This window comes from Chryseobacterium rhizosphaerae, assembly GCF_003385455.1.
GTDB classification, from domain to species: Bacteria; Bacteroidota; Bacteroidia; order Flavobacteriales; family Weeksellaceae; genus Chryseobacterium; species Chryseobacterium rhizosphaerae.
Map to the genome: position 1 here is coordinate 85,366 of NZ_QNUF01000001.1, position 22,364 is coordinate 107,729.

12 protein-coding genes are annotated in these 22,364 nt (G+C 36.9%); 2 read left to right on the forward strand and 10 right to left on the reverse strand.

Annotation, left to right across the window (positions count from 1 at the left end; genetic code table 11):
- Positions 1-63: 63 nt before the first annotated feature.
- The 5 genes from DRF57_RS00380 to tsf form a co-directional block, all read right to left on the reverse strand.
- Positions 64-3,462, reverse strand: a complete 3,399-nt coding sequence (locus DRF57_RS00380; protein ID WP_167449333.1) for a T9SS type B sorting domain-containing protein — start codon at positions 3,460-3,462, stop codon at positions 64-66.
- 113 nt (positions 3,463-3,575) lie between these two features.
- Positions 3,576-6,428 carry a T9SS type B sorting domain-containing protein gene (locus DRF57_RS00385; RefSeq protein WP_084085788.1) on the reverse strand — a complete coding sequence of 951 codons (2,853 nt, stop codon included), beginning with the start codon at positions 6,426-6,428 and terminating at the stop codon, positions 3,576-3,578.
- Positions 6,429-6,710: 282 nt separating this feature from the next.
- Positions 6,711-9,548: a T9SS type B sorting domain-containing protein gene (locus DRF57_RS00390; protein WP_115916291.1), complete on the reverse strand. Its 2,838-nt coding sequence runs from the start codon at positions 9,546-9,548 to the stop codon at positions 6,711-6,713.
- Between the two features lie 78 nt (positions 9,549-9,626).
- Positions 9,627-12,974, reverse strand: a complete 3,348-nt coding sequence (locus DRF57_RS00395; RefSeq protein ID WP_115916293.1) for a T9SS type B sorting domain-containing protein — start codon at positions 12,972-12,974, stop codon at positions 9,627-9,629.
- 194 nt (positions 12,975-13,168) lie between these two features.
- The gene (gene tsf, locus DRF57_RS00400) at positions 13,169-13,996 is read right to left on the reverse strand and encodes a translation elongation factor Ts (RefSeq protein ID WP_047488703.1); all 828 of its coding nucleotides are present in this window, start codon (positions 13,994-13,996) and stop codon (positions 13,169-13,171) included.
- Positions 13,997-14,139: 143 nt separating this feature from the next.
- Between tsf and DRF57_RS00405 the strand changes: the two genes are divergently transcribed.
- Entirely contained in the window at positions 14,140-14,907 is a 768-nt protein-coding gene (locus DRF57_RS00405) for a DUF6759 domain-containing protein (RefSeq protein WP_115916295.1), read from the forward strand.
- A 56-nt stretch (positions 14,908-14,963) separates the two neighbouring features.
- Here the strand turns inward: DRF57_RS00405 and DRF57_RS00410 are convergent, their stop codons facing one another.
- Together DRF57_RS00410 and gltX are read right to left on the reverse strand one after the other, a co-directional pair.
- Positions 14,964-15,920 carry an acetyl-CoA carboxylase carboxyltransferase subunit alpha gene (locus tag DRF57_RS00410; RefSeq protein ID WP_047488710.1) on the reverse strand — a complete coding sequence of 319 codons (957 nt, stop codon included), beginning with the start codon at positions 15,918-15,920 and terminating at the stop codon, positions 14,964-14,966.
- Positions 15,921-15,969: 49 nt separating this feature from the next.
- Positions 15,970-17,478: a glutamate--tRNA ligase gene (gltX, locus tag DRF57_RS00415; RefSeq protein ID WP_115916297.1), complete on the reverse strand. Its 1,509-nt coding sequence runs from the start codon at positions 17,476-17,478 to the stop codon at positions 15,970-15,972.
- Between the two features lie 407 nt (positions 17,479-17,885).
- Between gltX and DRF57_RS00420 the strand changes: the two genes are divergently transcribed.
- Positions 17,886-19,292: an MAC/perforin domain-containing protein gene (locus DRF57_RS00420; RefSeq protein WP_115916299.1), complete on the forward strand. Its 1,407-nt coding sequence runs from the start codon at positions 17,886-17,888 to the stop codon at positions 19,290-19,292.
- Positions 19,293-19,358: 66 nt separating this feature from the next.
- On the opposite strand, the gene DRF57_RS00425 is transcribed toward DRF57_RS00420, so the two are convergent.
- Genes DRF57_RS00425 through DRF57_RS00435 form a run of 3 tightly spaced genes read right to left on the reverse strand, consistent with a single transcriptional unit; the run spans position 19,359 to position 22,362 of the window.
- Positions 19,359-20,411: a glycosyltransferase gene (locus DRF57_RS00425; RefSeq protein ID WP_115916301.1), complete on the reverse strand. Its 1,053-nt coding sequence runs from the start codon at positions 20,409-20,411 to the stop codon at positions 19,359-19,361.
- Complete coding sequence (locus tag DRF57_RS00430) at positions 20,408-21,376, reverse strand: CgeB family protein (RefSeq protein ID WP_115916303.1); 969 nt, start codon at positions 21,374-21,376, stop codon at positions 20,408-20,410. The genes DRF57_RS00425 and DRF57_RS00430 overlap by 4 nt, the downstream gene beginning before the upstream one ends.
- Entirely contained in the window at positions 21,373-22,362 is a 990-nt protein-coding gene (locus DRF57_RS00435; protein ID WP_115916305.1) for a hypothetical protein, read from the reverse strand. Before DRF57_RS00435 ends, DRF57_RS00430 begins: the two co-directional genes overlap by 4 nt.
- Between the last annotated feature and the right edge of the window lie 2 nt (positions 22,363-22,364).

Here is a 22,364-nt window from a genome sequence, read left to right on the forward strand (position 1 = left end):
TAAACTTGGTTTTAATGGTGTTTAAGATGACAAAAAGAACCTTTTATACATTGATAATCGACTTTATCTGTGTTTTACCAAAAGCCAGCTCGAATACTTTATCTCGAGTCCGGATCCATGCTCTGTCCAGCTGATAAAATACCAATAGGTAGCGGTAGGTACATATCTTCCACCCAGTCTTCCGTCCCAGGTATATTTGTTTTCAGGAGTTCCTCTGAAGACTTCTGCTCCATATCTGTCAAAAATTCTGAATACCAGGTTGTCATTAGCCATTAAAGCTGAATAGCTTATTCCTTCATTATATCCGTCACCATTTGGAGTAATGGTATTGATAAGGTTAATGATCGCAAATGATTTTTTGACCTCTTCACACAATTTGGAATCTCTTACAAACGCAGTGTGAGCCCCTCTCGGTACATTTTGAAAAATATTTGAACTTTGCCATACCACTCCATCCAGAGAATACTCATAAGGTGGAGTGCCACCACTTGCTCCTATCTTTACGGTGGTTCCGTCAATCTCAATGGAAGTGATAATGGGAAGTGGTAACTCTGTGACGTTGACGTGCTGTCTGTACACACAGCCGTTCGAGGTAAGATCTACCCAATAGCTTCCCACAGGGACATTGGTGATGGACGGGGTTGAAGCTCCGGTACTCCACAAATATTTGTCGAACCCCGGACCGGCATTTAAGGTGGTGGTCATTTTAGGGCAGATCGCCTGATCCTTCAGCAAGTCTGATTTTTTAGGAATTTTAATGGTGATTTTAATAGAAGCCACTTCCGGGCATACTCCATTTTTTTCAAAACGGATATAATAAGTCTGAGACATATTAATATTTACAGCCGGAGAAATAGGATTGATGTTATTCTGCGCCTCAGCCAAACTTCCGTGAAAAGTAAAGGTAACTGCAGGGTCTGCTGTGAACTGAGCCATGTACTGCGTGAGATTAACTGATTTTATTCCGTCTAAATCATCATCACATATATCCTGGTTAGCAGAGGTTTTTAATAATTGTATCCTGGCCCCAATACTGAATTGTAAAGGTTTAATCACCGTAGCACATCCATCCGGAGAATCTACTCTGATATAGATCGTAACAGGACCGGTATAGCTCCAGGTATTGGAAAGGGTGTTGGCATTTCCGGCGGTAGCATCTGTAAGGCTGGCATAATACCTTACATTTGTAAAATACGTCGGATTGTTAAGGACGATGGTCGTGATATTAGGTAAGATAATATTGACAGTTCCGTCCAGGTTATCATCACAGAAGACCCCATTATAGTTGTCCAGTACGATGGCTTTATTATACAGATTTAGGGTTATTTTTGCTATGCTTTTACAGCCCAGGTTGTTTTTTACTACAGCATATACAATTGTTCCGTTCGGTGCAGAGTATGAATCCGGAGTTACTATCAGGGCCGCAGGATTTTCTGTCTGGGCATCCGCTAGGGTAGGGTAATACGTAATGGTAACTGGGGTGTTGTTTGTGACATTTGCCGTGGTTAAATTAAATACACCAAGTCCATTAATATCACACGCACTCAAGGTTCTGTCTGTTACAGTAAGGGCAAGAATATTGATGGTGACAGTTATCGTTTCGCAATCTGGAAAATCAGGATCATTGCCACAGAAAGTATAGGTAAAAGTATCAGTTCCTGCAGTTCCGGGAGTATTAACGGTATAGGTAATGATTCCGGTAACAGGGTTTATAACTGCTGTGCCCAGAGTAGGAGGTGTTGTAATGGCTACCGTAGCAGGTACAGGAGTCTGTGTTGAGCTGCTAAAGGCAGGTGTTATCGTTTGGGTAGTACATACGTCATAGGTGGCTGTATTGAGCTTTGTACAGTTCAGGACTTTATATTGTCCGGTAACTAAAGGCGCGCAGCGTCCCATGGTTACAGTACAGGTATAGTAGCCTGATTGAGTGGGGGTAATGGAAGATCCCGTAGCTCCGGTGATTAAAATTCCGTTCCTATACCACTGGTAAGTGTCATAAATAATAGGATCTACAGTAAGGATAATTCCGGGAGCACAGTCTCCTCCGGATTTTATAATGACAGGCTGTGTGGGGAATCCCGCAAAAAAACCTCCATAACCTACTGCATCACTTCCTGCATTAATTCCAGCAGTGATTGCTTTATCTGAAATGATAGTTATTGTTCCTGTTACATTTGGAATTCCATAGGTGACCCAATTGGTGGTACCGGTCATATCATATGGCCCTGTACTCGCTAGCGGGGTTGCCCCATTCACTGTTACATTGGCTCCTCTTTCTGTAATGAGATTCAATTTTGTAGGAATATTGAGGATCCCTGAAGGATTTCCATTGGAGTAAACAAAATTTTCGTTAATAAAACCAAGTTCATTAATCTGCTTTGGCAAATAGCAGTTCAGGGCCGGTATAAAGTTGAATCCACCGGTTGCTACCTGATTTAATGCATTATCGCTTCCTGCCAATATCTGATATACATATGCATTTTTAGATGTTTTAACGTATAGATTGTAATGTCCTCCACCCTGTAAGCTATATTTTGTGTCGGGAATTACAAAATATTTTCCGGTATTGATGGTCGCTATAGGTGCAATTTCATTATTTACATAGATCTGAGTATTATCTTCGGTGGCAATCACTACGGCGCCCTCCATATGAGTTCCTATGCTTCCGTTGCCTTTTACAAGGGCAAATTCATTACCAAGTCTTTCTACCGGTACCGCCTGATCCATTAAAATATCGGAACTTGAAGGGTAGTCGCCGGCATATTGACCGTTAAAATTTCCATTGGTGATATTTACCGGTTTGTTTGCCGTGATCTTTGATCCTATAAACCCGTCAAAATTTCCAATACTGTTCCCAATACCATCAATAATATAAGACTGTCCCTTGTTTAGGGTAAAAGTCATCGTCGGATTGGTTGCTCCTGTAGTTCCATTTGAAAACTGTACGAGTGGGTTGTATCCTGTAATGGTAACCGATGTGTTATCTTCTGTCGCTAAAACACTGGTCATGAAATTCAGAATCGTATTACTTACAGAGAGTGGGGCAGACGCTGCATAGAAATTCTTTCCTGTAGAAGGAATTCCTTTGGAGGTAATAATTTCTGCATGGTTATATACCGAGAATCTTAAGTTAGCATAGAAAGGAAACTCTGCTTTTAAATATAACCCTTTTGTGGTAGGAGTAAATAAGTCTGCCTGCTGAGTTGTAATAATATATTCTCTCAGTACATCAAACTTTTGAGGATTGTTTTTACTGATATTCACCGTTCCGATCAGAATATTATTATTATAAATATTAACTGGAAAAGGAGTGGTTCTATTGGTCGATAAATAGATTTTCTGATAAGGATTGGGGCTGCCTGTTCTGTCGATCATCGGGGCAAACCAATGTTCTCTGTCTAATTGGGCAAAGGTAAAGGTGAAAATAGAAAATATAAATAGAAAAGATAGAATTTTCTTCATTCAGTATTAGTATTTATCACAAATTTAATAATAAATGATATTAAAACCTTGAAAAACTAATAAAAAAACCACGACTTTAAAATCGTGGTTTTGAAAATTTTATGTATAATTTTTTACTCTCTGTTTTTTACTAAAATCCAGCCAGAGAATTTAATGGCAGTTTGCTTGCCGGTTGGTTCGGTCCAGCCTATTTCATACCAGTAATTTCCTGTAGAGATTTTCTTATTTCCATCCAGTGTTCCATTCCATTTGTAGCCGTTGGATTTATCTGCCTGATAGACTTTAGTTCCATATCTGTCAAAAATATTAATAACGAGATTGTTTTTATTGGCTAATGCAGAATAATCAATGGCATCATTTACACCATCATTATTAGGCGTAATTACGTTAATCAGGTTAGGAATTGTAATATCTACCTGCAATGGCGTACAATTATAGTCATCCTTTACATATACACTTGCGTTACCTCTAGGCATGTTGGTAAATACATTAGAATCCTGCCAGTTAAGGTTATCAATAGAATATTTATAAGGAGGAGTTCCACCTATCACATATACTGTGATTGAATTGTTTGAAATATCAATATTAGAAATTACAGGTTGTTCAGAAGCGTATACTTTTACTGTTTGTAAGGTAACACAGTCTCCTGTTTTAAGTTTTACCCAATAAGTTCCTACCCCTACATTTTGTATAGACTGAGTTGTTGCTCCTGTGCTCCATTCGTAGCTTTTAAATCCAGGTCCTGCATCAAGTGTTGTTTTATTTTCCATACAAATGATCTTGTCAGCTAACAAATCAGATTTAACTGGGGGTAATACCGTTAAAGTTACCTCTGCTACTCTGTAACATCCATTTGCATTAGATACTTTTACATAGACAACACCCGTTGGAGCCACATAATCTGTTGGAGTCAGAATTTCATTGGTTCCTGCATGGGCATCAGCAAGAGACGGGTAGTATTTCTTGGTGTAATTACCCGGATCGTGAACCAAGGCATTGGTAAGATTGAATAGACCTGTTGCCGGGTTTGATTCAATGAAGCAAGTTCTTAATGAAGCATTCTTTACTACAGGGCTTTCAGATATTGTTAAGTTTAATGTTATTTCTTCACAATCTGTAAACTCAGGATCGTTTCCACAGAACTGATATACGATGGTATCAGGTCCTATATAACCGAAAGAAGGCGCATAGCTTATCACTCCAGTAACAGGATCAATGATGGCATTACCATGTGTCGGAGGAGTAAGAATCGTTACTGTTCCCGGAACTACAGTTTGGGTAGAGTTAGTGAATGTTGGAACAATCTGTTTTACAACATCACATACGGTATCGGTTAAAGTAGTTTTCTTAAGACAAGTAAAAACTTTATATTCCGGGGTAATTACTGCAGGACATGTTCCAACGGTAATTTTTACCGTATAGCGTCCCGACTGTGTAGGAGTATAAGAGTTTGTTGTTGCACCAGGAATAGGTGTTCCGTTTCTGAACCATTGATAGGTATCAAAACTGTCACCTACTTCCAATACTAATCCTGGGATACAGTCTCCTGTTTGTTTTGCAATTACAGGAATGGAAGAGAATCCGGCAAAATATCCTCCATATCCCACTACACCACTTCCTCCTGAAATACCTGCTGTAACAGCTTTTGTAGAGGTTATGGTAACGTTGCCCGTAATGTCCGGCACTGAATAGGATACCCAGTTGGTCGTTCCACTTACGGGAAATGGTCCCTGGGTTGCTGGTAGTGCAGCTCCATTAACGGTAACAGCAGCTCCATTTTCAGTCAGGATGTTTAATTTTACAATATGACTGGTTAGAGTAGTATAATAAGGAAGGTCTTTGATTTTTCCTATTTCGTCAATCTTTCTGGGAAGATAACAGTTCAATGGCGGGATATAATTGAATCCAAGAGTAGCATTACTATCTGCGATACCTGCCATTAATTGATACACATATACATTTTTTGTCGTTCTTATGTACATGTTGTAATGATTGTTACCTTGGTTGATATAATTGGTATTGCTTACTTTATTTACTCTGTAGCTTTCTCCTTCGGCAAGAGTAGCAACAGGAGTAGTTCCATTGTTGATGTATACCTGGGTTCCTCCTTCAGTAGCAATGATTAAAGCATCTTCCATCCTTTTACTGATGTTCCCATTTCCCTTTACAACCACAAATTCATTTCCTAATCTGTCCACTGGTACAGACTGGTCCATAATAATATCGGAACCATCCCAGTATCCTGTTGAAGGTATAGCAAACTGTCCATTAAAATTTCCATTGGTAACAGAAATAGGTTTGTCGGATTCTATTTTGGCTCCAATGAATGCTTCTTTATTCAAAGCTTTATCCCCTGTTCCTTCAATAATGTAAGATTGCCCTTTATTAAGGGTGAAAGTAATAGTGGGGTTGGTAGCTCCTGTCCAGCCATTAGTAAATATAATATTAGCACTATAATTGGAAACAGTCACTTTTGTATTGTCTTCTGTTGCTAAAATACCGGTGGTGAAATTATATAAGCTCCCTAATTCTTCAAGAGGAGCTGTAGCGGCATAGAATTTTGTGCCGATTCCTGCTTTACCTTTTGATGTTAAGATCTCACCATGACTGGATACTGAAAATCTATAGGTAACGAAATAGGGTTTTGTTCCTTTTGTATATAAGCCTTTATTCCCTGGAGTAAAAAGTTCACCATTGGTACTGGCAACCATTCTGTTTAAGGGTACGTCATATGTTTGAGGAGAACCTTTACTGATGGTAACAGTAGCCAATAAAGCACCATTACTGTAAATTTCTACAGGAAAGGGTGTGACAGAATCTGTAGAAAAATACAAAGCCTGCTTGGGATTGCTGAGTACTGTTGATCTGGCTGCCATCGGGGCAAACCAATGTTCTGTATCTCTTTGGGCAAAGAGCATTTGGACTGCCGCAAAGAATAACAGAAAAATGGATAAAATTTTCTTCATAGATATAAAATTAGATTTTTACAAAAATAATAGAATAATTGGTTAGTATTGAAAATATTTTTAATATTAGTTGCTGAATTGGCAAAAAAATACGTGCTACCCAATTGTGATTGATAAACTATAGCTCAAAACCAAGATTCAATTTTCTTTATTAAATGATTGTGTTTTATTGAAGTTTTGATTTTGTGGAACTTCTTTCACTTGATGTGGTTGGGCAAAACAATAGTATATAAATGAAAAAACCACGATAATCATCGTGGTTTTTAAATGGTATTTAAGGGTCTATTCTATATTCTTTACTAAGATCCAGCCTGAATATTTTACTGGAGTTTTCTCTTTATTAGGCTCATTCCAGTTGATATGATACCAATAGGTTCCGGTTCCCAGTTTTTTATCAAAATGTCTTCCGTCCCATTTGTAGTTATTAAATTTATTTCCGGTAAAGACCATGTTTCCATATCTGTCGTATACAACAAAAGAAAGATTTTCTTTATAAGCCAGTTCACTGTAGTCTATATAATCATTTACATTATCTCCGTTAGGAGTAATTGCGTTTAATAAATTAGGGACAGTGATCTCAACAGAAACCGGAGTACAGTCGTAAGCATCTTTCACATAGAATGTATGCTGTCCTCTTGATAATCCTGCGAAAGAATTAGAGTCCTGCCAGTTTACCGTTCCGTCAACTGCAAATTTGTAAGGAGCTTTACCTCCGGTTACAATAACTGTTGCATTGTTGTTGTTAATCTCAATTTGTTGGATAACCGGATCTTCGGCTTTTCTTATTCTTACAATTTGAATAAGGAAACATCCGTTTTTACCAAGCTTTACAGAGTATTCACCCACTCCTACATCTCTGATCCCTGAAGTAGTAGCTCCTGTGTTCCATTCATAAGAATCATATCCAGGTCCTGCATCAATGTTGGTTTTAGCATCCATACATATATACTGGTCTACAAGAAGAGGGGATTTTTTGATAGGCAATGCAATAAGCTCAATTTTTGCATTGGCAGTACAACCTTCAGCGGTTGTTATTTTTACATATACAATACCTCCTGTAGCAGGAAAGTTTTCTGGAGTTGTAATTTCATTGATACCCGCATTAAGATCAGCGAGTGTACGGTAATATTTTTTTACAACCGCGTTGTAGTCGGTTACTTTAGCTTTAGTAAGGTCAAAATAGGCATAAGGAGCTACATCATACCAACATGCCGAAATGCTTGCATCCTGTACGATGAAAGGAACTACCGTAAGTTTTAACGTAATTTCTTCACAGTCGATAAACTCGGTAGCTGCTCCACAGAATTTATATACAATCACATCCGGACCCAGATAATTGGCATTGGGAGTATAAGTAATTTGGCCCGTTGCCGGGTTGATAACGGCTGTACCTTTATTGGGTGGAGTAATAATCATTACTGTACCTGGTGCCGGTGTTTGGGTTGAGGAGGTAAATGCCGGTGTAATAACTTTAGTAGAACATGCATTGAGGGTCTGCGTAGTATGCTTTAAGCATGTTTCCACTTTATAGATAGGCGTAGTAACGGGTGGGCAGGTTCCCATGGTTACTTTTACAGTATAGTTTCCTGATTGGGTAGGGGTGTAAGTAAATGAAGTAGCACCTGCTACTGCAGTTCCGTTGCGGAACCATTGATAGGTTTCATACCCATCATCTACTTCCAGTATTAATCCCGGAACACATTCTCCTGTTACTTTTGCAATAACGGGGATTGATGAAAACCCTGCAAAATATCCTCCATATCCTGCAGTACTGTATCCACCATTAATACCTGCGGTTACCGCTTTGGTAGAAGTAATGGTTACATTTCCTAGTATATCATTGATAGCATAGGTTACCCATTGTGAGTTTCCTGTAAGGGGATAAGGGCCTTCAGCAGCTGTAGGAGTAGCATTGTTTACGGTTACTACAGCTCCGGTTTCAGTCAAAATATTTAATTTTACATGCAAATCACTGGGTGTAGTACTTGCACCTAATGGTCCTAATGGCATTTCGTTGATCTTTCCAATTTCGTCAATCTTTCTTGGAAGAAAACAGTTTAATGGTGGGATATAATTAAATCCATTGGTTGCATCACTATTATCTATTCCAATAAACTGGTAGAGATAAACATTCCTTGAAGTTGAAATAAACATATTGGAATGAGCTCCTGCTCCGGTTTGAGTAACATAGTTCGTCTCATTGATTCTATACCACCCTCCAGCATTGATCGTCTGAACAGGCGTGGTAGATCCATTTAAATATATTTCTGTGTTGTCTTCTGTAGCTACAATAAGCCCACCTTCCATATTAAGATTGGGAGAAGTGGATCTTGTTTTTACCATAGCAAAGGTATTTCCAAGTCTGTCGGTAGGAACAGACTGGTCCAGGATAGGATCTGATCCACTTGGTGCAGAAGAGAAGTTCCCGTTACAGCTTCCGTTGGTAAGGGTTACGGGCTTATCAGATACAACTTTAGCACCAATGAAGCCACTAAGGTTTGCTGTATTCGTTCCAGTACCGGCAAAAATAAAAGACTTTCCTTTGTTCAGTGTAAAGGTCTGGGTGTTTCCTGTAGGTGTACCATTATAAAACTGAACTCCAGCTCCATTCCAGGTTACCGTTACTGTTGTATTATCTTCAGTAGCCATAATTCCTGCTGTGAAATTATTAATGCTGTTAGAAGTGTTTGTATTTGGAGGTGTGGCAACATAAAACTGTTTTCCAATACCTGCTTTTCCTTTGCTGGTGATAATTTCTCCATGGGCAGATTGAGCAAGTCGTAAACTACAGTAGAAAGGTTTATCGCCTTTCAGGTACAATCCTTTTCCAATAGATTTGAAAGCATCGGTAGTGGTGGAAGTCGATATCAAGCTGGGATCAATAAATTCCGACTGAGGATTACCTTTACTGATTGTAACAGTAGCAACAGGAACAGGATTATTATTGTTGTATATTTTTACATCAAAAGGAGTTACAGAATCCGTAGATAAATATATCCTGTTGGAATAGTTGCCTGCATTACTGAAGTATGGTGCTATCCAGTGTTCTGTATCCCTTTGGGCAAAGACTGTATTAATTGTAAAAAAAAACAATACTATGCTAAGTAAAAATTTTTTCATGTGTATGGAGTTAGGATTTCTACAAAATTAAAATAAAATTTCAAATATTGTTAAAAAAATACTAATAAATACGTTGAATTATTCTCGATTTTTGATTAAAAGCCAGCCCGAATGTGAAACTGGTAATTGTGTGTCCGGTTCTGTCCACTGTAAAATATACCAATAGGTTCCCGTAGGAAGATTCCTTCCGTTTACTTTGCCATCCCAAACATAATTTTTATCAGAAGACTTATAAACAGTAGCTCCATATCGGTCTGCTATTTCAATACTGACGTCTTTTTTTATTCTTAAATCAGTATAATTCAATACATCATTGATCCCGTCACCATTCGGAGTAATGGCATTAACAAGATTAAGGACCAAAAACTCTTTCACTACAGGACTGCATCCGTCTGAACCTAAAACATATACTGTATGAATTCCCCGGGATAATCCGGTGAAAACATTGGAAGTCTGATAATTTAATCCGTTTAATGAATATTGGTAAGGGGCCGTTCCACCGGTAACATAAATGGTGGCGGTGGAATTTACAACCTCTATCCTTGTAATGATAGGTGCCTGGGCTACTCCTACATTCACCGTCTGACGGTACACACATCCATTAAATCCAAGATCTACATAATAACTTCCTGCGCCTACAGTAATGGTTTGACTGGTTGCTCCCGTACTCCATACATAGGAGGAAAATCCCGGTCCGGCATCTAAAATGACTTTCTCGCTTGAACAGACAACCTGATTTCGGAGTCTTTCAGATTTTTTCGGAGCTTTTAAAGTAAGGGTTAACGTAGCGGTGTTAGGACATGCTGTATTATGTTGGAATCTTATATAGAAAACACTTGCAGAAGTAAGGTTTTGTGAAGCTGAAATAGGATTAACTCCTGCCTGAGCATTCGCTAATGATGTGTAGAATGATAACACTACAGAAGGATCTGCCGTGAATAATACTTTATAATCAGTGAGGTTTACAGTCTCTGAGCCGTTAAGATCATTATCACAGATATCCACTTTTGCAGTCTCTGTTAGTAGAGGAATTTTATTTCCAATACTGAAGTTTATTTGCCCTAAGGCAGGAGGACATTCACCGGAAATAGAAGAAACCCTTACGTATACTGTTGTAGCGGCTGTGTATGTCCAGTTAACAGGAAGGGTGTTTCCATTTCCTGCAGTAGCATCAGACTGGTTGAGATAGTACCTTACTGTAAAATTCTGAGAATTAGTTACGATTTGTGGGGTTATATTGGCTAAGTTGACACTAACCATTCCATCAAAATTATCATCACAAATAGCAGCATTGAAGGTACTGGTATTAATATTAGGTGAAGGATAGGCTGCTAATGTAATAATGGCTTGTTTAGAACAGCCAAATGCTGAGGTTACATTAGCATAAACAGCTCCTACAGGTCCTGTATAAGAAGTTGGGGTAGTGATCGCGCCGGTTAAATTAGCATTTGTGAAATAAGTAACAGAGGTCCCTGAATCCGGAGTGACATTGGCTGCGGTCAGGTCGAATGTTCCGTTTCCATTACCTGCAGTACATGAGGTTAAAGACGTATTGTTTGTTTGAAGGACATCGGTGTTAATTATAATTTTGAAATATTCAAATGAAGCAGGATTTCCACTTCCCTGAATATAATAGGTGAAGGTGTCCGTAGTGTCGGTAGTAAGTCCTGCATTAGGAGTATATGTAACCTGACCCGTCACAGGGTTGATAGAAGCCGTTCCATTGGCAGGTTGTACGATAATGCTTGTATGGGAAGGATCAACGCTCTGATTAGAATTGGTAAATACTGGCGTTATTACTTTGGTGTTACATGATCCGATCGTATAGGTTGTGGTGGATATGGGTGGGCAGGCTGTATATTCGTATTCATATGTAAGTCTGGACTCACAATTATTCTTGGTGATGTAGCAGGTATAAGTTCCGGTACCATATAATTCCGGATTAATGAAATAGGAAGTTTCTCCGGAAATTACATTTCCATTAAAATACCATTGGTATGCATCATAACTACTGTCTACTTCAAGACGGGTGCCGGCATAGCAATCTCCTGTTTTTGTAATTGCGGGTACGGAAGAGAATCCCGCAAAATAACCGCCATATCCCACGGCTCCGTTTCCGGCCGCTATTCCTGCTGTTACAGGTTTTGTAGAGTTTACAGTGGCATTTCCTGAAACATTAGGGATAGAGTAGGTGACCCAATTAGGGTTTCCGGTGACAGGGTAAGGTCCGTTGGCTGCAATGATAGGATTTCCATTGTATGTTACTGCTGCCCCCGTTTGGGTAATAATATTAAGTTTAGTATTAAAACTGTCATTCCCAATTTTATTAATGAATCCAATTTCATTAATTTCTTTGGGTAAAAAGCAGCTTAACGGTGGGATAAAATTCATTCCTCCGGTTGCATAAACCGTATTTCCGGAAGTCCCGGCGAGAAGCTGATAGACATAAACATTGTTGTTAGCGGAAATACTCATGTTGAAATTTCCATTACCCTGGTTTAGATAATTAGTACCCTGTACAATATAATATTTTCCGGTAGTAAGGGTGATATTATTTACCAGGTTTCCATTGACGGTAAGTTTAGTATTGTCTGCTGTTGCTATCACCAAGGCTGCTTCCATTCCTGAGTTGACAGGACCATTTCCTTTGACCAGTACAAAATCTTTACCCAACCTTTCTACAGGAACAGCCTGATCCATTAGCACATCCACATTGCTGCTGTTTTGGGTAGTATAAATACTGTTGAAATTTCCATTGGTGACAGATACAGGTTTCGTAGCTGTAATTTTTGCCCCTACTAATCCCACCAGATTTGCTGAGGCGAGTGTGCTTTGAGCCTCAATAATATATGATTTGCCTTTATTAAGAGTAAATGTTCTTGATACAGCTGAAATACCATCAGAAAAAACAACGTTTGGATTATATCCGGATAAAGTTACCGTGGTATTGTCTTCCGTAGCAGTAACACCAATGGTGGAGTTGACGTAAGTTTTTGCCGATGTAATAGGAGCTACCCCTACAAAAAAGTTTTTCCCGATGCCGGCTAATCCTTTTGAAGTAATAATCTCAGCCTGGTTGGGGACTGAAAATCTGAAACTGGCAAAGAATTTTTTGCTTCCTTTTGCATATAATCCCATTGAAGTAGATCTGAAGAGACTGCTCACCGAAGAAGCGATCATAAAACTGTTGGGTACCGTTACCCGAATCGGGTTATTTTTACTTACCTGTACCGTTGAAAATACAGTGTTGTTATTGTAAACCTGTACTGAAAATGGGATTGTTTCATTAGTGGAAAGATAGAGATACCCTTCAGGGGTTCCCAGAAGATCACTTGCAGACATGGGAGCAAACCAATGCTCTGTGTCTAACTGGGCATTAACAAACAAACAAATAAAGGTGAAAATAGCCAGTAGAAATTTTTTCATATGTTATTATAAGGGCCGCAAATCTAATTATTAATAATTGATTTTTAGCATGAAAAAATTCTGTCAATGCTGGTTTATAGTGTAATTATTGAATATTTAAAATTCGTGTTATATTGCGTTCATATTAGCTGAAATACTGCATAAAAAATCCCGATGAATTTCATCGGGATCAAATATTTTTTTTGAAAGCTTGATTACACTAAGCTTACTCTTACAAATCCTGTTACTTTTAGGTCTCCGTTTACAGATTTTACATAGTCAGCAACTGAGATACTTCCGTCCTTAATGAAGTCCTGGTGTACCAAAGTGTTGTCTTTGTAGAATCTCTGCATTTTACCTTTAAGGATATTATCGATAATGTTTGCAGGCTTACCTTCTTCAGTAAGTTTGTGTCTTTCGATCTCTAATTCTTTATCGATAGTTTCCTGAGAAACTCTAGTTTCGTCCAAAGCAATTGGGTTCATAGCAGCAACCTGCATAGAAACAGCTTTAGCAGCTTCGTCAGCTCCGTCTACTTTAGCAGAAAGAGAAGTGATTGCAGCAATTTTGTTTCCAGCGTGGATATAAGCTCCTAAGAAATCTCCCTGAATTCTTTCGAAAGATCCAATCTCGATTTTTTCACCGATAACTCCTGTTTGCTCAATTAATTTTTCAGCAACAGTCATTCCGTGGAAGTCAGTAGCTAAAAGCTCTTCTTTAGTAGCAGCGAAGATTGCCATTTCAGCTAATTCGTAAGCTAATTCAATGAAAGCTTCGTTTTTAGCCACAAAGTCAGTCTCACAATTTAAAGAAATAACAACACCTAAAGTATTGTCTTCGTTTACTCTTGCGATTACAGCTCCTTCAGCAGATTCTCTGTCAGCTCTGTTAGCAGCAACTTTTTGTCCTTTTTTTCTAAGGATATCTACCGCTTTTTCGAAGTCTCCTTCAGCTTCAACTAGAGCTTTCTTGCAGTCCATCATACCTGCACCTGTTTGGTTTCTTAATTTCGCTACGTCAGCAGCAACTGGTGTATAAGACATAATATGTATTATTTTTTATTTAAGATTAGTATTAATTTTTAGCTTAATTTTAAAGCAGTGCAAAGATAATGATTTTAATGATAAACTAAAAAATGACTTTTCACGTTATTAATATATTTAATACTATTTTAAAGTTTTGATTAATGAAAAAATTCTTCTTCCTTCTATTTATATGCATTTTTTCTCTTGGTTTTTCCCAAAAAAAGAAAAGATCGAAATCTAAAGCTGTTGTAGAAAAAGAAACAGTGATCATCTATACGGAGCAGGAAGCAGAGGTTTCTAAAGAAGCAAGAATAGTGGCAGGTTTCCTGAAACAAAATCCCGGGCACGCAAAAACAGACTATTTTAAAAGAAAGCTGATGGAAATTATCATGGCCGATAACTCTCCTGAAGCAAAACCTACAATCAAACCGATTAGTAAAGAGAAGATTGAAAAAATAGTAAAAAACAATGAGCTGAATAGTGGAAAAGTACTGGTTGCCAATAAAGCTTCTGCATCTAATAATAAGACAACCTCTTCGGCTAATAATACCTCTGCAGCTATTGATGCTTTAAAAGAAGAAAGAAGTGTAAGCTATGCTTCGGTAGGTTCAGCAAAAAGTGCGGGTTCCTCCAAATCAGAGGCCAGTGAAGAAAATAAAAGAAGAGCAGCGATGCTTACTCATCTTTTTAGTAATGACATCAATAAAAATGAAGCCTACGTCAATATTAAAAACAGGTCCAGCTGTAATCTGATCGTGAAAATAAATGGCAAAAAATATTACAATCTGAGTGTTCCTGCCAAAGGAGAAAACTTTATTCTCATAGATAAAGGAGAATATATACTGACCACTATGGTCTGTGATGCAAAATATTCTTCATTGAAGAAAATTAACCAGGACATTGAAATTGCTCTCAATGTTGCGGATTAGAAGAAGACTAGAGCTAAAAAAAGGGTTAAGAAATATTTTCTTAACCCTTTTGTTTTTTATCCTTTAAACTGACCCATCGCAATGAATTTATCTTGTCTCTGGGTTTCAAGCTCTTGTCCTGTAAATTTGGAAAAAGCTTTTATATTCTGTAAAATAGAACTCTTTAAATTTAAATAAGTGGTTTCCGGATCATACTGAGCGCCTCCAAGAGGTTCCTCAATGATTCCGTCAATGAACTTTTCTCTTAAAGCATCCTGTGGAGTAAGGTTTAATGCATTGGCAGCATCTTCTTTGTGATCCCAGTTTCTCCATAAGATGGATGAACAGCTCTCCGGTGCAATTACGGTATACCACGTATTTTCTAACATATATACCTTATTTCCTACACCTATTCCTAATGCTCCACCACTGGCTCCTTCTCCAATAATATAAGTGAAAATAGGAGTTTTAAGCTGAACCATTTCAAAAATATTTCTTGCAATAGCTTCACCTTGCCCTCTTTCTTCAGCTTCTAATCCTGGATAAGCTCCCGGGGTATCTACTAAAGTGACAACAGGAATGTTGAATTTTTCAGCTAGCTTCATTAGTCTTAAAGCTTTTCTGTATCCTTCAGGATTCGGCATTCCAAATCTTCTGTACTGTCTTTCTTTAGTTGTTCTTCCTTTTTGAGTTCCTATGATCATTACTCTTTGACCATCCAGGGTAATCAATCCTCCAATCATTGCCGGATCATCAGCGAAGTTTCTGTCTCCGTGAAGTTCCAGGAAACTGCCTTTGTCTGCCATTCCGTTGATATAGTCTATGGTATATGGACGATCTGGATGACGGGACAGTTGTACTCTTTGCCAAGGTGTAAGATTTTCGTAGATTTCTTTTTTCTTTTCTAAAATCTTATCCTCAATCTGGCTGCATGCTAATTTTACATCAACACCACTTTCTTCTCCTACTAAAGAACAGGTCTGGTATTGATCCATTAATTCTTTGATAGGAAGTTCGAAACTTAAATATTCCATTTCTTGAAGTAAATTAAATCTTTCAAATGTATGAAAAATTATGGTTATTCTATTTAAAATTATTTATGGCATTGCCTATTCTGGAGATACTTTCCTCTTTTCCAAGGATTTCCAAAATATCAGGAACGTCTGGTCCTTTCAATTCTCCTACTAAAGACAAACGCAAAGGCATCATTACTTTACCCATTCCCAAACCTTTAGTTTCGGCAAAATCGTGAACTGTCTGTTTAAGTGCTTCAGCAGTAAAGTCTGAAGACTCAAGGGTAGATGCTAATTCCCCTAAAATAGCAGAAGTTTCTTCGTTCCATGCTTTTTTTGATGCTTTTTCATCATAGGAAGTTGGAGCTTCGAAGAAAAATTTCCCGTTTTCATAAATGTCTTTTGGGAAAGTAGCTCTTTCTTTCATCAGCTGAATCACTTTTAACAGCTTTTCATCGGAAGAACCGGAAAGATCAAGATCTGTATTTTTAAGAAGCTGAAGAAGTTCTTCATCAGACTTCATCTGAATATACTGGTGGTTGAACCATTCTGATTTTTCTTTACTGAATCTCGCCCCAGCCTTATGAACTTTATGAAGATCAAATTCTTTGATCATATCCTCCAATGGAAGAATTTCCTTATCATCGGCAGGAGACCATCCTAATAAAGCAACCATATTGATGAATGAATCAGGAAGGTAACCATTCTCTCTATATCCCTTGGAAACAACTCCGGTTGCAGGATCTTTAAAATCAAGCGGGAATACAGGGAATCCGAATTTATCACCATCCCTTTTGCTTAATTTTCCTTTACCTTCAGGTTTTAAAATCAAAGAAAGGTGAGCAAATTCTGGAGCTTTCCAACCCATTGCTTCATATAATAAAGTATGAAGTCCTAAAGAAGGCAGCCACTCTTCACCACGGATTACATGAGAAATTTCCATCTCATGGTCATCGATAATGTTGGCAAAATGATAAGTAGGCATCCCGTCATTTTTTACAAGAACCTTATCGTCTAATGTATTGGTATTTACAGACGATTTTCCACGGATAATGTCTTCAAGATTCAATACTCTGTCAACAGGCATTTTAAATCGTACTACATAAGGTGTTTTTTCGGCCAGTAATCTTTGAACTTCTTCCTGAGAAAGAGCCAGAGTATTTCTTAAACGGTTTCTTGTTTTGTTATCATAAGAGAACACTTCACCTCTTGCTTCAAATTCTGCACGCATAGCATCCAGTTCCTCTGGAGTGTCAAAAGCCAGATAAGCATAATCTGTTTTTAAGATCTGCTCAGTATATCGGTCATAGATATCTCTTCTTTCAGATTGTCTGTAAGGGGCAAATTTCCCTCCTTTCTTAGGACTTTCATCAGGAATGATTCCGCACCACTCTAAAGCTTCTTCAATATATTCTTCAGCTCCTTCTACATATCGTGCAGTATCTGTATCTTCAATTCTCAATACAAATTCTCCACCCTGATTTTTAGCAAAAAGATAATCATATAATGCGGTTCTTACGCCTCCCAAATGCAAAGGTCCTGTAGGACTTGGAGCAAAACGTACTCTTACTTTCTCCATTTCAATTTTAATTTTTGCAAATTTACTTAAAATTATGGGTTTAGGAGATGATTTATAATCGTGTATTTTCCGATTTTTAAATTTAAACCTCTTCATTCTCTGAGGATGATGGCTGTCATTGGCTAAAAGATTTAATTACAAAACCTGGTTTATGAAATACCAAACAAGAATTATTTATAATTTGAATATGCATAATGGAATCTGAGAAAAATGATTATACATGTCAATAAAATAGATAAAGCTGATTTTATTTCATAATTAATTCTATGTATAGTGAATGTTTTATCTTTTGTTAATCGATGTTTAAATGTATGTTAAATTCACTAATCAATGATATATATCATTTTTTTATTCTTCCTTAAAATATTGTTGAATATTACCTTTGCAGGGAATTTTAAAACAATACCATGAAAAAACAAATTGTATTTTGCCTTAGCAGCGTGTTAATGCTATTTATGGCTTCATGCTCTTCAGAAGATCTGAGCAGTGAGGTAACAGCCGAGAACCAAGCTAAAGCCAGCCGTTCTATAGTTGGCAGATCTGCAGGAGATGGAGTTTATGATATCCTTGGACATGGATATAATGCTACCGGTGAGTATGCTAATGCCAATGCTGCGGGTTTCAGAGTAATCGATATTGATCGATTTAAGATGGAGCAGGGTGGTAGAATATTAGCTGAGAATACTTATTCACAAGAATATGTGGAAGATTATGGTGAAAATGCAGAATCTTATTCTAAGATGGTTGCTACTAAAGTAAATGCTACAGCAGGAATTCCATTATTTAAGAAAATGCTTTCCGTAGGGTTTAGCTCAGCTGTTACAACCAATCATAAATTTGATGCAAAATATATTTATGGAAGTTATAACCTTCTAATTAAGCAGAGAAGATTAAGACTAAATGCTACCGCAGACATGTTAGGAGACTATTTGACTCCTGAGTTTGCACAAGATCTGCAGAATAAGACTCCTCAGCAAATTGTTCAGGATTATGGGACTCATGTAGCCGTAGATATTTATACAGGAGCTAAAATGGATATTATGTTCCAGTCTGAAACCACTAACGAAAGCCGTGACCGTGCTGCAAGAATTGGAGTGAAAGTGGGAATACTAAAAGTTTTTGATATCGACGCTCAAAATGACGTTAATACATCTGAATCTAGCCAAAACTTTTCCAGAAAATTATCCTACAGAACAAGAGGTGGGGATCCGTCAAAAGGTTTAATTGGAGAAATTAGTATTGATCAGAATACTTCCAAAATTAATATAGCGAACTGGCAAAACAGCTCGACAGTAAATAACTCAGTCCTGGTAGATTTTGGAAACAATGGGTTAGTATTTATTTTTGACCTGATAAAAGATCCTGTTAAAAAGGCGGAGCTTAAATCATATGTAATTCAGTATCTGATTGATAATAAAGTAATGCTTGATTATATCCCGGTTCCTATATATGGCTTCTATAGCGGACAAGAAAGAGATCACTATCTTTCTCATTTGCCAATAACGCCAAATACTTATGTTGCTGAGGGAGAGTTTTTCAAAGCGTATACTTATAAAGCACCTGGTACAATTCCGGTTTATAAATATTATAGTCCACAAGAGAAAGACCATTATTATTCAACTTATCTGGGTACGCCTGCTACTTATACATATGAGGGAATTGCTTTTTATGCGACTATGGACAGCACAAAAAAACCAATTTATCAATTTTATAGCCCATCTCAGAAAGATCATTACTATATTGCTTCCCCGGGAGGAGCTCCGGTTACACCACGTGAATATGTAGCAGAAGGTATTCCTTTTTATGCTTACTAATAAAATAGGTGATATTATACATGAAGAAGCCGTCTGAAAGACGGCTTCTTTTATTTTTTATTGCAGTTATTCCAGTTTCTCTGCCCGAACCATAATGTCATTCCAGATATTGATAATATCTTTTTCCTCATTGCTAATTGTATAATTTGCTAAAACAAACTCAGAAGCAATGCGTCCCTTGTTTATAATTTCATGAGGATTTCGATCATATACCTTTGTAGCTTCTTCTATTTTCAATACAAATTCAAGAATATTACCATCTTCTACAGGGGCTGAAAACTCAGAATTAAAGTATTCTTTTCCTGCCTGCCCTCTATATCCAATTACGTAACATCCACAAGACATAGCTTCAACCGGAGGAAGTCCAAACCCTTCTTTATGATTAAAGCTCAAAAATATAGCAGCCTTTTTAAGAATCTCTGCAACTTCATTTTCACTTTTATTGTCAATGGGCATAATTTTCCAGTCAGAATTATTATTTCTAGATTGGAAAATGTTGATAATCTGAGTACTGTCTTCAGATAGTTTTCGTGGCATGAAGGCAATAATTTTTTCCTTGTTTTCAGAAAAATTGAAAATACTGGCGTTAATCCCTAATCGTATTCTATGAACAGATGTATTGGGGAAAGCGGTCTGGATATAATTCTTAGAGTCTTCGGACACCACGATGGTTTCCAGGGTATTTTTTTTATTGTATGGAAAATCTTCAGCGGAACTTCCTAGTGGGAAACCATTGAATGTATAATAGCAGTTTTGATTAAAAATCACTTTTTTTGTAAAAGGTTCTATTTTATTGATGCTGCTATAGATTTCAGGGAAAACCAGAATAGAATCAGTCTCAATACTAAAACTGATTTTCTTTAAATACATTAATTTTAATTTTTTGCTAATGCTTAGCTTTTTTTTATCCAGATATTTAATTAGCTTAAATAAATAAGGATTATGGACAACCTTTGTATTATTGGGAAACCAAGTTTCTCTCTGATCTGCTTTTTTATGTATGACTGCTGCGTCAAATCCATTTTTATTAAGAATGTCAACCATTCTATAGATTTGTTTTACTCCACCGGATGGGTGAGGATTAGTAGGGCATACAAAATATATTTTTCTTGAGATCATAAGTCTAAAATGGTATTTATCCAGTTTTTGAAAGAATACTTTTCCAGAATTTGTTCGTCAGCCTTTTCATAAGGTGTTGTGAAAAAATCGGAGGGTATTTCTATATTGTTGATATCTTCAATGACAAAAATATTATTTGAATTATAAAAATCATAGTTTTTAATTGCTTTATTTGTGGTAATCAGTTTTTTTCCTGATCCTAAGGCATCAAAAGGTCTGAATGATAATCCTGATTGATTCTCATGGGCAAGATCTAATAGAACACTTCCTTTTTCATTGACTCTATAAGATTCATTAAATGGAAGGATATTGGGCAATTTAATGATGTTTTTTTCGATTTGCTCATCTATACTGAAATCACTGGGATGATAAATGAAACACTTGATATCGATACTTTTCTGATTCATACTGTTGATGATTTTGATCAAATCATCGAAACGTTTATCAAATGTTCCTAAAAAAACAATATCATAAATAGGATTCTTAGAATATAGATCTTCGTTGAAATAAAAATTGCTGATCTTCTTTAAATCATAATTTTTACAATCATCCGTGTCAAAACTAAATGCCAGATCATAATAGGGAATAGTCTCTTTTTGACCCCCTATTTTGCTAAAGCTGTCCCAGAAGACGACGATCTTTTTTTTTCCTTTTTTCTGTACGATATCATACATTTCCTGGTCTAAAAGATCAGGGCGATTCACCAAAATATAATCATAATAGTCCAGCTGGTTCATCTGTCTTATCAGATGTTCCCTTTTTTTCTGGTTCTTTAAATTTTTTCTTAGAAAAGTTTTAGAGAAAAAATTTTCTGCTCTTTCGTAGAAGTTTTTATATTGATATCTTTCGTTTGTAGCACTTATAGCCATTACAGAATCAAAATCTGTATACTTTTTTATACCACTAAAAATAACTTCATTAAATCCATAGTAATCCGGAGCAATAAATAAAAGTCTCTTTTTCATTTTGTTAAAATACAGGTGATCCAATTTGTAAAACTATATTTTTGATAAATTTCTTCAGAAGATTCCCTATAATCATCTGCCAGGAAGTGGGTGATGTCAGACATATTATAGTCATTCAGAAGAAATATATTGCTGGAATTATAAAAGCTATATTCTTTTACCAATTCATTATTAGTGATTAATTTTTTTCTGTATCCTATGGCCTCAAAAACCCTGAAAGAAAGTCCTTTATGAATCGTGTTTTGAAAGTCAAGAATAATTTTTGAAGCTTTTGCATTTTTCATATTTTCTTCAAAACTCATTCCGGTTCTTGTGAAATTTATAGGATATTCCCGGTACTTCTTGATATGTTTTTCTTTAGTGTAGATTACATTGATATTGGTTTTCAGATTTTTTTCCTGAAATAATATAGAAAGGTTGCAAAGCTCCTCAATACGATCTTTCATAAAAGTCCCTACGAAGAAAAGATCTTGTTTTGCTTCAGGTTTTTCGGGCAGATAGTCAAAATAAAAATTGTGAATATGCTTTGTCTGTGGATATCTTATGGTATCTCTTTCGTCAAATACAAAAAAGCTGTCAAAATATTGTATGGTATTTTCTGCTAAAGGGAATCTTTGCATTCCGTCCCATTGGTAAGCCACAGTGTAAGTGCTTTTTTCCTGAATTTTGGCCAGAACATTTTTACTGAAGAGGTCAGGGCGTACCACAAGGGCATAATCTGCATGGCTGATTTTATCAAGAAAAAACAGCTGGGGGTGTTCCTTTTTTTCGGCTAACATTTTGGCTTTAAAAGTTCTGTTGTTGCTGAATGCCTTTTTATAAATATGAATTAAAGACTCTTCTGCGCTAAGTTTTACCTGCGAGCAATCGTGCTCTACAGTAAAAACTTTAAAACCAAGATACTCAAGATTTTTTTTAAAAACCTTTGGTAGCCCAAAGTGATTGGGAACAGCTAATATGATACTTTTATCTTTAAAGTCGTTCATTG